The sequence below is a fragment of the Mesorhizobium sp. M1399 genome (genome assembly GCF_040317735.1).
Taxonomy (GTDB): domain Bacteria; phylum Pseudomonadota; class Alphaproteobacteria; order Rhizobiales; family Rhizobiaceae; genus Mesorhizobium.
The window spans coordinates 1-14665 of the sequence record NZ_JAMYKZ010000032.1; the positions used below are offsets into that span (position 1 = coordinate 1).

Below are 14665 nucleotides of genomic sequence, written 5' to 3' on the forward strand. Positions count from 1 at the left end.
CGAGGCGTCGCTGACCCCGTGCTTGCGGCACAGATCGGCAACCGATACCCCGGCCTCGTGTTCCTTCAAAATTCCGATGATCTGCTCTTCAGAGAAGCGGCTGCGTTTCATGTCCTGGTCCTCTCGATGGGCCAGAACGAACTTCAAACCGGATTAGATCAGAGGGGCAAGGTCACTCGCAATGCGCCAGATGGATGGAAGGCGATATCGCGATGATTCAACGGAAAACTTGATCTTCTGGCAAGCTTTTCGCGCAGCGATCGTTCGAGACCGGCGATGACGGTTATTCTGCCTGACGGATCGCGCTGGGCTGGGACGCGGATATCGCCCTCGATTGGGCGATCCGTCTAGCGGTGCGCTGCCGGTTTCGTGGCACTGAACACAAAACCAGACGCTAGTGTCTCAACCCGACAAACTCTGGCTAGATTCTCAAATAGTGAGACAGCAATGAATGCTGGAACGAAAAAAGAAAAATAATCGTTTGCACGATAGTAAGCCTGGAACTGCAGGTCAGAAAACCCTGCGTCCCTAAGCGCACGCTTCATTTCAGGAATCGAACACTTATCGAAAAAGGCCTGATAACCCGACACCTCCAAAGCTGACGGCCGTAAGAGTGCTATTAACTTTCGCTGTAGATTCGTTCCAAGAACCCGCAACAAAACTGCGTATGGGTGCCACTTCGACGGCACGTAGTGATGCATAACTCCTCCCGGAGAAAGAGCATGAAACATTGTATCAAATGCAGCCCGGTTATCTGGGACGTGTTCCAAAAGCGTAATAGAAACGATCAGTTGGGCAGTTATGTCCAATCTGTCCTCGATCGACTGCCGGATAAACTGGTCGTAGACCACTAGACAATCCGGTCTCTCGTCAATATCGACGCCAACATATTTGAACTCAGTCCTTTTCGACAGCAATGGCCGGTCAATTCCCCCGACTTCGATCACAACACCTACGTTCCCATCGGAAATTGATTTCCAAATCCTCGACCTAAGTTCAGCTTCATACGGAGACGAGCCGAATACGGACGGCCATCTCCTTATGAGCCGATTCGAAAGATCTTGATTAAGTCTGATGAATCGTCGCAACACACAGTTTCTCCAGTAACACGCTTACTCTTTCTTGCCGCCGCGGCCGCCCACCTCGTTAATAATGCGGGCAGGCAACAATGCCGCCGCAACTAGAGAAACGTCACCTCTGGTCAGGTCCATTTTGATCTATTAGCGAACTAAAATATTTCTTATGCCTCTTCCATGAGAGCGTTCGCCGCGCGTATTCTGTGGAAGCATTCCGCACCACCTCGTAATATTGTCTATCTCTATTAAATCGATTAACCAGAGCGAGCCACTCGGTCTCAGTATTAGCAATACACATTTCCCTCTCAGGAAAATCGATACCATTGAAAGCCGTCCGGTCGCCAATAACAACACATCCTGCGGCCAACGCCTCTGCGACCTTGTTGATAAACCCGTATTCCTGAAAGATCGGCGCTAGCGAGAACGCCATACCTCGATAGATATCCAAAACAGAAGACGCAAAATCCTCATGGAAAATCACCGTGGCGTCGCTCCGCATCTCATTCAGGTAAGGAGGAAGAGGAAGTCCGGACGTAAAGATATGAAGAACCTTTCGTTCAAGCACAACGTTCAACCAAACGGCTCTCCATAGCCACAGTATTCTCTCCTGCGACTGTCTCGACCTTAGGTCTGCCACATAAACGAAACAGTTGTTGAATTCTTGCTTCAATGAAAACAGCTGTTCGTTTACGCCGTTGCTTAGCTGAATTAACCGGTCTGGGTTTCGGAGATAGCGAGAAAAATTAGCCACGTCTCGGTCGGTCTGGCAAATTATTGAGTCGTAGCCCCTGAGTATCTCTGTCTCGTGCTTTGCTACGATGTACGAACGAAAGAAGGCTATCACCCTCGAGAAAAAGGCAATGCTAGGAGATTTTGAAAATTTCCGCAGGACAACGGCGTAAGAGTCACTCACCCCTGCAACCATTAGCGGCTTTCTGTTAGAAGTCCTAACTTGCTTAAAGGACAACTCACTACCTAGTTCACACACAGTGATGGGAGAACAAACAACCAGGTCGAAGACTGAATCTTGGATCTCTGGCCCCTCGATCCTCTCCAAATCCGAATTGCGGAGCGTTAAGGAGAACGCTGGCCTTACACCGACGCACTCCAGCAAAATCTCCCACAGGAAGCCTATGAGGGGCCACCTTGCGGCCTTCTTTCGAGCAAGGAGAATCGTTACCTCCAACCCAATTTCCCTGCAGATCCGTATGTAGTTCGAAACCGGTATAGTTACACCATTTCGGGCCGGAAACGGATTCCTGTCGACTACAAACAAAGCTTTCTTCAAGAAAAAAACTCCGCACGCACCTCTGTCAGGTCACGCAAAATTGTTGTATACTCCTCTCGTGCCTGAGCATTCTCATTGCTTACAAGATGACCGACGGCGTTGTTAACGTCAAAGTCGACAAAATTCACAATTTTTATGCCCGCCGGTACGCCGGCCCAATATATGTCCTTCACCTTACTTGCGTATGCAATTTGCAAGACGCGGCAGCCGCAGAGATCCGCTACAACACCTGCGTGCATTCGTGACGCCACGGCCCATTTCGATCTAGCAAATACTTCTTTAACAGATCCCATTGTGCCGTCGTAATCGACGTCGAGAACTGCGAGACCAGCCCTGGCGAGGTGTCTGCTCAGCAACTCGGAGATGCGTTGATCGCCATCCTTTGGATCGACGCAGGTTCGAAATACCACCACCTCGATTTCGTGGTTGGCGGCATCGCTCTGCAACTTTCTAACGATCTGTACGCATTGATCGAAGAACGCATTCCGTTCAAGATCGGAGTCACCGAACCAGTTCAGCGCAAAAACAATTCTATCTGCTTTATCAGTCGCCCTCAGATCGCCGAATTCGTCGTGCATCGAAAATACAAGATCGTTTGATATACGAAAATTTGGAAACTCACCCACCCGCTCGACCGACGCCCTGTCGCGAAGCAGTATCTTGTTAAAACCAGAGAGTAGTCCCTGTAATGCTAATTTGTAGGCCGGCTTAGAAAAAGGCCCCAACGACACGCCAATCGCAAGTTTAGGCGTATTTGGCGTAATCCAAAACAATATTCTCATCAAACGCACCGGCAAGCTATTAAATATAGTACCGCCACCAAAAACTATTATGTCACTCCTGAGGGCGTGCACGATGAAGCTTGCGTACATCGGATAGCTTCTAAACGATGTCGAGTATTGCCCTTGCCCGTTAACGTCAAGATTATGTCTTGACAGACCCATTCTCGGCAAAGCGCTTCCCACACCATTGACCACGACCTTCGTTCTCCGGCCGGTGCTTGCAAATAACCTGTCGACCATAATTTTTAAAAATAGGTCGTCTCCAAGGTTTCTCTTCCCATGATATCCAAAAACGGAGATTCTCAATGCCCTGGTGCCCGACTTTAATTTGCGTACCCGCTTCCACCGTGCGGACATCTATTTTAGACCGCGAAGAATTTGGTCGGCAGCAGATGACGGCAAAAACATTGTCTCATATAGCTTTCGCGCGCGCTTAGCCATCTGTCTACGCCCAGCTACGTCCTCTACGATCCTGACTACCTGTTCTCTAAACTCCGCGACTCGCGCGCCGGAATAAGAGACCCCGATTCCATTGCTGTTAATTAGACGTTCGAGATCGTTGTGAGGATTGACTCGCGCCAGAACAGGTAGACCTGCTTGAAGGTATGCGACGAACTTGCCAGGAACGTTGTGCGTCCTGTGCCGGCTGTCCAACATCACCAAACCCAGATCGCACTGCTGGAGTACCCCCGGGATTTCGTCAGGGTCTATTTCATTGAAGAACAAAACATTGTCGTGGCCCTTTTTTTCGATGTGGTTGCGCATACGAGCCATTTCGCTTCCACGACCAACGAAGAGAAAGCCGACGTCCCCGCGAGGGGCGAGGCTATCCACTAGATCCAGGGCAAAGTCCATCCCCTGTGCGATACCCATATTGCCCGTATACACAATGTTAACTCGCCCAGCGAGCTTCGACCTTGCAACCGCTATTTCCGTATCTCTAGTTGCGGCGGGCGCGAGCCAATTGTGCAGGACTTCAATTTTTCGCTCGGGCCTTGCCCAGCTACGCAGATACTCGAGGTTTCCCGGTGACTGAACTCCTATTGTATCGGCGGCGCGGTACTGAATATTCGCTACTGCCTTGAGCAAACGGTAGGCTACCCCCTTTCGCAAGATACCCATGTCGACAGCCCACTCTGGAAAGATATCGCGTAGAACGAGATACGCTCGACACCTCGACCGCAATTTCACGACCATAATCAGCGGTCCGAGAAATATAGTGGGTGAGTACCATATTATACCGTCACAGTCATGGGGATCTATCCCAGATCGCCTCATGCCTAGATACAATCGCAATGGAAGCATCGCCTCGTGCCACGTGCGTATCAGATAGTTCCTATCTTTGGCCTCAGGCACTCTAATTCGCACAACTCGTATCTTCCCCTGCATTTCAAGCCGCACCGGTGCCGCTATACCCGAAGACGGTGTTACAACAGTAATTTCTTGCCCTTGAGCGCTTAGCTCCGCGACCAGATCCCTAAGTTGAACTGCAGCAGACGTTCGCATTGGTGGATAGCCGTCGGCAAAGACAGAAATCCTCATCTATTTTGACCACACGACTCGATTAACATAGTCGATGTAACTCAAAACAATCCTCAATATCTGGCTTGAAGCGTTGTCATTTTCGTATTCGCGAACAGAAGGCATCGTGAAATTTCGAACATGGAATTGATCCGCGGCAATTCTCACGGCGTCGGCAACCTCCGCACGCGAGGTTCCGCACATGATTGTAATGCCTGCATCCATTCCCTCTGGTCTTTCATGGACTGACCGGATCATTACCGACGGAAATTTCAGAATTGAGGCCTCTTCGGTCAACGTTCCGCTATCCGAAAGCACACAATACGCATTCGACTGAAGCTTTATGTAGTCAAAAAATCCGAATGGCTTGCTAAACCGAATTCTTTCATTTAGCGACGTATATTTCTCTCGCTCTATCCTGAGTCTGGTCCGCGGATGAGTTGAAACTATAACGGGGTATTCGTATTCGTCTGCCAAATGGTTTAGCGTAAACAGAAGATCTGCCAATGTCTTCGGATCATCAACCGTTTCCTCTCGATGCGAGCTAACAATAAAATACTTGCCTCGCTCTAATTCCAATCGCTCCAATGCATCCGATGCAGCGATCTCCTGCTTGTGCCGCTGAAGAATCTCGAACATATGAGAACCGGTTTTAAATATTCGCTCTGCAGGTATGCCCTCAGCAACCAGGTTCGCACGCGCGCGCTCAGCGAGAACAAGATTGATATCCGAAAGATGGTCGACCACTTTTCGATTGATCTCCTCCGGAACTCGCTGATCGTAGCACCTGTTACCTGCTTCCATGTGAAAAACCGGAATTTTTCTGCGCTTGGCGGACAGAACGGACAAGCAGGAATTAGTATCTCCGTATAACAGCAATGCGTCAGGCTGCTCCAACGCCATCACCTCGTCACTCTTCACTATAATGTTGGCTATGGAAGCGGCCACTGTGTCCTCAGCAACACCAAGATAATGTTTCGGCTTATCTATAGAAAAATCCCTATAGAACACCTCGTTAAGCTCATAATCGTAGTTTTGCCCTGTATGCACCAAAATATGATCGGTATATCTGTCAAACTCTTTAATCACAGAGCTCATCTTTATAAGCTCGGGGCGAGTTCCTATGATTGTCATTATCTTACGCATCTATTTTCTCGCGAATATAGTCCAACCCAGTCAAAACTCCCTTTACTTCTTGCACGTTAAGGCGCTTGGCATTATGAGACGTGTAATCCTCGCTATTTGAGATACTTTTTTCTCCGTCGGTGAAAAATACGTTGTAGTTCAGTCCTCGATTGTCAGCTGGGACACGAAAATACCTGCTGGTTTCCTCAGCCTTAGCGCGCTCTTCACGTGACACCAACGTCTCATAGAGCTTCTCACCGTGCCGAGTGCCAATGATCTTCACCTCAGAGTTAGAGCCGAATATGTCAGTAAGAGCATCGGCTAACACTCTTACAGTGCAAGCTGGTGCTTTCTGAACATAAATATCTCCCTGCTTTCCTTGGTCAAAGGCATATTCTACGAGGTCTACCGACTCTTCCAATGACATGAGAAAACGCGTCATTTCGGGATCTGTTATCGTCACTGGAGCCTTTCCCAGGATCTGCTCCACAAACAGAGGAATAACCGAGCCTCTGGAGGCCATAACATTCCCATAGCGGGTACCACAAATGACAGTCTCTCCGGCCCCGCGGACGCGCGCTTTGGCGATCATCAACTTTTCCATCATGGCCTTGGAAAGGCCCATCGCGTTGATCGGATAGACCGCCTTATCCGTGCTCAGCAACACGAGCTTTTCAACCCCATTAAATATTGCGGCATCCATCACGTTTTCGGCGCCAAGAATGTTCGTTCTCACCGCCTCCATCGGGTAAAACTCGCAGGAGGGGACCTGCTTTAGAGCTGCCGCATGGAAGGCAAACGTCACCCCTTTCATTGCCTCCTGAATACTCTCTTTGTTGCGCACGTCTCCTATGTAAAATTTCACTCTTTCGTCTCGGAGAGAAATGCGCATCGCTTCTTGTTTCAGCTCATCCCTGCTGAATATTCGTACTTCCTGGACACCCTTGCTCAGGAGGCGTTTGAGCACGGCATTACCGAACGAGCCGGTTCCTCCAGTGATTAGCGCTATTTTTCCTTCGTACATCAAACCTTCCTCATCTTTGTACTTGCATCTTTTCAATTAACTCAACCCACGCGGGGGGATGATATCCTGTCGCAGCCTGGAACCGGGTCGAGTCAAGCGACCGATCGAGCACAGGCGTGTCTACCGGGACAATGTCAATCTTTCTACCGTACGCTTTCGCAATCAGCGTTAGGAGGGCGTGTTTGTCGATCGCATTCGCGGAAGCATGATAGAGGCCGCGGAGTGACTCGTTTGGAATTACGAAATCAGCTATGATCCGACTTAGCTCAACGGTCGGCAGGCCGGAAAAAATAGCTTTTCGGAAACCGTGAACGGACTTTGTTTGGCTCAGGAACCACTCAACCAAGCCGTGACTGGTCTTCAGTTCATGACCTATGATAGAAGTGCGAAGCGTAACGGCGCTTGTATCTGTAACCTCTCCTAGCAATTTACTGCGACCATATAAATCAAAGCAATCCGGAAAGTCTGTTTCGACATACATCCCTTTCTTTCCGGAGAAAACACAATCAGTACTAATGTGGATAAGACGACTTTCCGTTTCTGACGCGATGGCGTCGAGAACATGCGGGAGCAAGGAATTTATTGCAATCGACTGCTCGTGATTTTGAGCCTCTTTCAACTGCTTCACTATCCCAATGCAGTTGATTATATGGCAAGGTGCCAATTTTTCCACTATTCTACGGATAGTGTCTGGTCTTCGGCCATCTATCTCGGAAAATATATTTGAGCGCTGCTCCGGATCAAACATGTTTAGAGCGTCGGTCGCCCGAACTGTGCCAAACACCTCGCTTTCTTTTCCGTTTCGCAAGGTACGCAACAACGCGTGCCCCAACATACCGCCTGCGCCCAGAACCAATATTCTGTGCTTCATTACGTCCAATCCCTCTCTGATTTCGGAATACGTCGTGGGGCCAAGCAGCTCGGAGCTGCCCTATGCCGGTTTGTGACGCGCCATCCCTTCGCTCGATTCGCACTCCTGCCGGGCAATCTCGGCGAGATATGCGAACGTGTCATCCGCAGTTTTCTGCCAAGAGAACTGACTTGCTCGCTTGAACGAAATTTCCGACTTGCGCGAACGAAGCTCTGCTGATTCTATCAACAAACTCAGAGCCCTTCGGATGTCCCCAGGATCTTCTGGATCAAAATAGACACCCCCTTCTCCCAGCACCTCAGGCATTGGGCCTCGGTTGGAGCACGCGATCGGCAGTCCCGCCGCCATACCCTCGAGCAGTATATTTGGCATATTCTCGCAGCTGGAGGCAAATATATTAATATCGGCCGACCTATAACGTGTGTGAAGTTCCGCATAGTCGACAGCGCCTCGATAGTGTACGAAGTCCTTCGCCGACTGTTTCGTTATTGATTTCTGCAGTCTTTTTAATGCGGGCAAGTAATAAGGCCCAATCAATTCAAGTTCAACGCAGTAGCCCATCCTCCGTAGCTCGGCTACCGCGGTTACTACATGCCATTGGTGTTTGTATTGATCAACAATCGACACGTAAACCACCCGACAAGGCTCGGTACTGGTGAATTCCGATTGAGGCCGCTGACGTCGCGGAGCCATGAGGAACCGCGAATTGATCCCGTGTGGTATCACACTGCATCGCTTGAAACCCCGCCCCATAGCTCGTTCGATGACCTGCTTTGCATAACGGGACAGGAGTACCACGCCGGACGCGTTTCTAAAGGAAGTGCTCTGCGTCGCCCGCAACAGCAGCAATTTCACTGTTAAGCTTGAAAAGCCATACCGCCGCAGTTCTCGCAATTCGAACGGAAGCAAATTTTGGCTCATGACGACTGCGGGACGAAAACCGCTAGAATTAGTGCCGCCAGGAAAGAACAGCAGGTCACATCCTTGGGATATAGCATCATGTCGGAGCAGATATCGTTGCCACGAAGCTCGAAATGCCAGCGATTTTTCCAGGTATCGGTGATGCCGCTTTGTCAGCCAGCTGCGATCTTCAATTTGCTGTAGCACTTCCCTGTTCGCCCAGACCACAACGTCTGATATACCGAGCCGTTGAGGGTCGGCCGCCCGAAGAATCTCCACAAGATGGGTCACACCACCCCCACGGCGAATGTTCGATGCATCGATACCAATTCTCATCTCGATCCTTGACTCAATTGTAGGCGGCCTTTCCGATTCTCCAACCAAAACGTGGGTCATTGAAGCCTAAGATGACAGCTATTTGCCGTACACGCAGTTGGATGCGCAGCACTTTTTGACGAACTCAATATCTTGGCTGGCCAATGAAGCGACATTCCTCGATTTACGTCACATCGCCCGGCACAGCACCCCAAGACTAGCACCACCAAGGAGACGTACTGAGATTTCCGGACTTGTCTTGTAGGCAACGTACCTCACCAACCCCGCTCCTTTCGACAGCATTCCCTTAGCATCCATGCGATGAAGCGCGGTCTGGTTTAGTTGCGCGCGCAGAACCGAATAACCGCAATACTCCAGCGTAGCCAGCGCCGACTCTTTTGAAAAGTAGTGAAGATGGCCAACTCTTTCCCTGGCCGACATATATTTTAGAAAGGCGACGCTCAGTACATGCATGTCTAACGGGATGTTAAAATAATGGTTTTTTCCGATAGGCTTTATTGATTTAATAAACCCGATATAGTCGTCAACGTGCTCGAACACGTCGTTTACTGTAACGAGGTCAAATGTCTCAGAAATATCCTTTGGCTCTGTAAGTTTAAACTTTACGTTCTCCTTGGCGTGGATGTGGTTGGCACGGGCAATTGCAACCTCGGCAAGGTCAATCCCTAGGAAATCGCCCTCTACAAGCTCGGAAAACTCGTATAGAAATTTTCCGCTTCCACATCCGACATCTAGCACACGTAAGGGGCCCGCCAAGCCATAGCTCTTGACTGCCTCGTTGCAATTTTTTGCCTTGAAAGCAGCGTCCTCCTCGTGAAAGCTGGCATTTTCACTCCAGTACCGGCCGTCGACATACTTGCTATTTTCCAATTTAAATTGTCCCTTTACTAGCACACCTAAAGCCCATCCTGCTTCGGGTGCGATCTTTCACGCCCTTGTGATTATCTTATGCAAGGCGCCTGAATTCCGACGAGCGAAGAGTAAGGCGATTGACGGCGGTCCAAGCCGCAGAGGTATAACTACCGGAACAACAGCCAAGAGAATTCAACCGAACTTCCTGCACCGGGCGCAGCCTCTACCGTCACGGTGAATTTCTCGGTGGAACGCTCCACGAACAATACGCGATTGCTCCCTATGGAGGGCTTCCCGCTTAAATCTAGCGGAGTGATAACTAAACGGTAGTTGGCATCCGGTTCAGCGGTGGGAAACACTACGGTTGCAGTACTCGATGCACCATCAACAACCAGAGTTCCCCCAAGGTTTTCGCCCTTTATTCCACTTCCGCCTATGCTTTTTATCTTCGACAAAGATCCGCGATCGTTCTTGAAGAGAAGCCTGCTGGAAGAGTCACGCCACTCTTCTAATGCAGAGCTGTTCCAAACCCTTCTTATTCCAACCTCCGCCTCGACATCCAGCTTGGCTAAATAAGGACCGCTCAGGAGGGTTGATCCCATTATGTCGGAAGTTCCAGCATGGTATTCAATCTCTTTGAGCCGAACTTGTTTGTGCACAAGAGCGCCGATTCGTATATTCCCCCTGAGAATCGAACTCTGAATCAAGGTTGGAAAATCTCCCTGATAATTAACTGAAACAACGTCTTCGACGCCTGATGCATGCCCCGAGCGATGATGTATGCCACTCAATATGTTACTGCCCGATGCAGTCATTGTGTTTGGTAGATTAACCAGTCGGATATCTTCCGACTTCCAATGTTGCACGTTTAAGCTCGTTGCCGCGCCGGTGCAGTCTATGGCCCAGTCGATGGCTCGGGTAGACACAAAGCCTCCAGGTACGTTCAGATCGCCACCTAGGATACGGAAGTGGTTCTTGTGTGGCGTATATGGCCCGCCCCCCACGGCCGTAAAGGGGTCGAAGTAAAAACCGATTGCCGTGAGAATTTCTGCATTTTGAGCGTTTAGAACCACGCCTGTGGCGGTAGCGAACTGCGCCGTATGTTTTCCCGACCCGACCGTTGTTGTCACTATTGCCGGCCCGCCAATTGTACTGGCAACTGCGAATCCATTGCTTGAGAGGTCCGCTGGGGAGATCCAATAGGTACGACCAGGCACGAGTGGCGACGGTAGAGCGCCACCTTCATTCGCGAAAACAACAGGTTCGCCCGCGGAACGGCCATGCTCGGGCCAAGAGACAATGCTCGGCACGGCTGCGGTGATTGTAACAGTTTGGCTGTTCACGCCCTCGATTGAGGCGCCTCCCCAAAAACTGAGTCGCATGGCCGTGATATGGTGAAATTGCCCGTTGCGAGACACACCAGTGTCGTCAGCCCCTAAACACAGACCGGCTTTGCGATAGCCGCGAAAGTTGAGATCTTCTAAGAAGGGCATCTGGATGGCGCCCCCCGCACCCGCATTTAGATGAACGCCATACGAAGCGAGATGATTACCATCGAACGCAACCCCCTTGATCGTGGGGGCGTGTATGCCTGTATCCACACGCAGGATTGGCTCGTTTGGCGGGCCAATCCACTTCATTTGCGTTCCCCGATCTACGGAGCCGGAGTGCGGCGCTGCCCGACCAATTAGACCAGGATATATCTCTCTGGGAAGGATCGTGGATGAAATATTGTAGCATCCACCTCCCGGCTGATGATTCGCCAAGTCCACATGATATCCGGTGTCAACTGCAGCTTGCACAGCGGCAGTGCTGTCCTCGTCTGGACTACCGGCCTTTACATCCCAGTCTTTTGGGGAAGGGAATCTGTCGCTAAGTATTCCTTGAACCGAGCGAACAATTGAGAACGTCCCATGCCACCCCGCTTCAACGGTGCCACTTGCGGATACTGATGCTTTTTCCTCTGAAGGAGCCACAGCAGATTTCGCGTTGCGGACGCTGGCTAAGGCGGCCATTGGAGCGACTTTCAAAAAAGCGCGGCGATGCGTGGATGGCGGTTTCATCTAAGCTACTTTTTGATCACCGACATCATCTCATAAATCTAAACATTGGATTGATTTGGATGCGCCTGAGGAAATCACTGAGTACTCGGCCCACCACACGAAGTTTGAGCTCGAAAGACCGAACTCTCATTGCAATGCCTGCCAGCTCAACGAGCACCAAACCCCGTCAGCATTGTTCGGATGGTACGAAACACAATCAGCACGTCGAGCCAAGGGGAGAAATTCTTGATGTAGTAGAAGTCGTAGTGGAGTTTCTCCAAAACATCATCGACGGCCGCAACGTGGCCCTGGTTCACCTGCGCCCATCCGGTAATGCCAGGCCGCACGATGTGACGGTAGCGATAGAATGGCAGTTCCGCCTCGTACCAGTTCGACAGTACGAGCGCTTCCGGCCGCGGACCAATCCAGCTCATCTCGCCGCGCAGGATGTTGAACGCCTGCGGCAACTCGTCGATCCTTGATTTTCTTAAGAACTTTCCCAAGCGAGTGATGCGTTCATCGCCGGCCTTTGTGATGGCCGCTTCTTTCTCATCGCCAATCGTGTAGCTGAGCTTCATCGTTCGAAACTTATAGACCTCGTAGGGGAGTCCTCTGTAGCCCATTCGCTTTTGTCTAAATAGCGCCGGCCCAGGTGAATCTACCTTTACGGCAATCGCCACGAACAACAGCAATGGTGAGAAAGCAACAAGAACAAACAGCGCAGAAGTCCAGTCCATTGCCTGCTTTATTTTCAGATAGGCTTGGTTTGGGTTCAACGAGCCGAGGGTATTTTCAGACAGATGCTCAATTTCTACTCTTCCTGTGAGCGACTCGCTGATTTGTTTGACATGATAGACCGGCGTTCCAGAGATCGCGCAGTCGGCGATATAACGCTCCCATTCGTGCGAAAGGTCGGCTCTAAGGTCGGCAACCACGCCGCTCGCGTATTCGAGGATGGTGTCGGGCGAATGAATCCTGTGCCAGTTAACACCCGGTATGCTCTCCAGCCTGTTGACGTCTCCGCCGGGAATTATCGCCAATCGGTGTGCATCAAGCCGTCGGGTGGCCAAACTCAAACCAAAATACCACAATGTCGATTGAATGAAGCTCGCTGCGGCCTGGAACCGACTGTAGTCAAATCTGAAGAAGAAGATCGTCGCGAACACCAGGCCGTAGGTCAGAGCGAAGGTTGGCAGGATGTAGCCAGCCGCGGCAACGCCCGGGAAATTCCCAATGCGCTTATAAAAGAAATAACCTGTCGTGTGAGCGATAAACGCCGCAAAGATCGTAACCTGCAGGTTCGGTGACCGGATTACCTCCTGATCGAACGACAAGCGGATCAACGCTGGCAGCAGAATTGCGAATGTTAATCCGCCAAGCAGCTGAAAGCGCATCCGGAGCAGGAGATGCCGTTTGTTGGGTAAATGGATGGTGGTGGCGATCAATTTGAATCCCGCGAATCGGTCCTCGGACGTTCACTTGACAAGGTGCCGCTCTCGGCCAATGCTCGAATAAGCTATGCCTTCCTTCACGACGTCCTGACCGCGGTAAACATTTCGAAGGTCGACCATTACCGGCGTCGCCATGAGTGCACGGAGGCGCTTCAAATCCAACGACCGGAACGCATTCCACTCGGTGACGATAACGATCGCATGCGAGCCGTCGGCCACCGCGTAAGCGCTTTCTCCGAATTCAACGCCCTCGATCATCTTGCGTGCCTGCTCCATGCCGACCGGATCATAGGCCTTGATCGAAGCGCCTGCATCCTGGAGTGCCTGAATAATGGCCAGTGAGGGTGCATCGCGCATGTCGTCGGTGTTCGGCTTGAAGGTAAGGCCGAGAATACCGATAGTCTTGCCGCGAACCGAGCCGCCGCAGGCCTCGACCACCTTGCGCGCCATCGCCCTTTTGCGCTGGTCGTTTATCGAGACCGTCGTTTCAATAAGTCGCACGGGGCTTGCCGCGTCCTGCGCGGTCTTGACCAACGCCAGCGTATCTTTCGGGAAACAGGAGCCGCCATAGCCCGGCCCGGCATGTAGAAACTTTGCGCCGATGCGGTTGTCCATTCCGATGCCGCGTGCGACGTCCTGAACATCGGCTCCCAACCGCTCGCAGAGATCGGCAATTTCGTTGATAAAGGTGATCTTCATGGCCAGAAACGCGTTGCCGGCATATTTGGTGAGTTCCGCCGTACGCCGGCTCGTATAGAAAATCGGAGCGACGTTCAGCGAGAGCGGGCGGTAGATCTCGCCCATTACCGCTTTGGCCCTTTCGGCATCGGTCCCGACAATGATGCGATCGGGCCGCTTGAAGTCCTCGATCGCCGATCCTTCGCGAAGAAACTCCGGATTGGAAACCACCGCAAAATCGGCGTCGGGATTTTGCTCGCGTATGATTCGTTCCACCTCATCGCCGGTACCGACGGGGACGGTCGACTTCGTCACCACGACCGTAAATCCTTTGAGCGCGCGGCCGACTTCAGCGGCCGCGTCGTAGACGAAGGACAGATCGGCATGCCCGTCGCCACGCCGCGAGGGCGTGCCCACGGCGATGAAGACGACATCCGATTGAGAAACCGCATCGGCCAGATTGTCGTCGAAACGCAGGCGGCCTTGCGCAGTGTTGGTGGTAACGAGGTCGTCGAGGCCAGGCTCGTAGATCGGTATCTTGCCGAGCTTGAGCATGGCAAGCTTTTCCGCATCACGATCGACGCAGCAGACTTGATGGCCAAAGTCGGCGAAACAGGCGCCCGAGACGAGCCCTACATAGCCGGCACCAATCATTGTTATTCGCATATCGCGTACTCTCAATCAGCGCCGATGAGACGATCTCGCTAGACAGCGCCTGC

At 51.4% G+C, this 14665-nt stretch carries 13 protein-coding genes; all 13 read right to left on the reverse strand.

Annotation, left to right across the window (positions count from 1 at the left end):
• The coding region (locus tag NKH05_RS31085) for a transposase (RefSeq protein WP_352829787.1) at positions 1-111 on the reverse strand (111 nt) is incomplete at its 3' end.
• Between the two features lie 236 nt (positions 112-347).
• On the reverse strand, positions 348-1091 hold the full coding sequence (locus tag NKH05_RS31090) for a methyltransferase domain-containing protein (RefSeq protein WP_353026876.1): 744 nt from the start codon (positions 1089-1091) through the stop codon (positions 348-350).
• 100 nt (positions 1092-1191) lie between these two features.
• Positions 1192-2364 carry a glycosyltransferase gene (locus tag NKH05_RS31095; protein WP_353026878.1) on the reverse strand — a complete coding sequence of 391 codons (1173 nt, stop codon included), beginning with the start codon at positions 2362-2364 and terminating at the stop codon, positions 1192-1194.
• A complete protein-coding gene (locus NKH05_RS31100) occupies positions 2361-3503 on the reverse strand; it encodes a polysaccharide pyruvyl transferase family protein (RefSeq protein WP_353026880.1) in 1143 nt (380 codons plus the stop codon). The genes NKH05_RS31095 and NKH05_RS31100 overlap by 4 nt, the downstream gene beginning before the upstream one ends.
• A complete protein-coding gene (locus NKH05_RS31105; protein WP_353026882.1) occupies positions 3504-4688 on the reverse strand; it encodes a glycosyltransferase family 4 protein in 1185 nt (394 codons plus the stop codon).
• A complete protein-coding gene (wecB, locus tag NKH05_RS31110) occupies positions 4689-5813 on the reverse strand; it encodes a non-hydrolyzing UDP-N-acetylglucosamine 2-epimerase (protein ID WP_353026884.1) in 1125 nt (374 codons plus the stop codon).
• Positions 5806-6816, reverse strand: a complete 1011-nt coding sequence (locus tag NKH05_RS31115; protein ID WP_353026886.1) for an SDR family NAD(P)-dependent oxidoreductase — start codon at positions 6814-6816, stop codon at positions 5806-5808. Before NKH05_RS31115 ends, wecB begins: the two co-directional genes overlap by 8 nt.
• 10 nt (positions 6817-6826) lie before the next feature.
• Positions 6827-7687 carry a dTDP-4-dehydrorhamnose reductase family protein gene (locus NKH05_RS31120; RefSeq protein WP_353026888.1) on the reverse strand — a complete coding sequence of 287 codons (861 nt, stop codon included), beginning with the start codon at positions 7685-7687 and terminating at the stop codon, positions 6827-6829.
• Between the two features lie 60 nt (positions 7688-7747).
• A complete protein-coding gene (locus NKH05_RS31125; protein ID WP_353026890.1) occupies positions 7748-8923 on the reverse strand; it encodes a glycosyltransferase family 4 protein in 1176 nt (391 codons plus the stop codon).
• 168 nt (positions 8924-9091) lie between these two features.
• Entirely contained in the window at positions 9092-9793 is a 702-nt protein-coding gene (locus tag NKH05_RS31130; protein ID WP_353026892.1) for a class I SAM-dependent methyltransferase, read from the reverse strand.
• 149 nt (positions 9794-9942) lie between these two features.
• Positions 9943-11415: a hypothetical protein gene (locus tag NKH05_RS31135; RefSeq protein ID WP_353026893.1), complete on the reverse strand. Its 1473-nt coding sequence runs from the start codon at positions 11413-11415 to the stop codon at positions 9943-9945.
• A gap of 569 nt (positions 11416-11984) precedes the next feature.
• Positions 11985-13262, reverse strand: a complete 1278-nt coding sequence (locus NKH05_RS31140; RefSeq protein ID WP_353026895.1) for a sugar transferase — start codon at positions 13260-13262, stop codon at positions 11985-11987.
• 30 nt (positions 13263-13292) lie between these two features.
• Entirely contained in the window at positions 13293-14612 is a 1320-nt protein-coding gene (locus NKH05_RS31145; RefSeq protein ID WP_353026897.1) for a UDP-glucose dehydrogenase family protein, read from the reverse strand.
• Positions 14613-14665 lie beyond the last annotated feature (53 nt).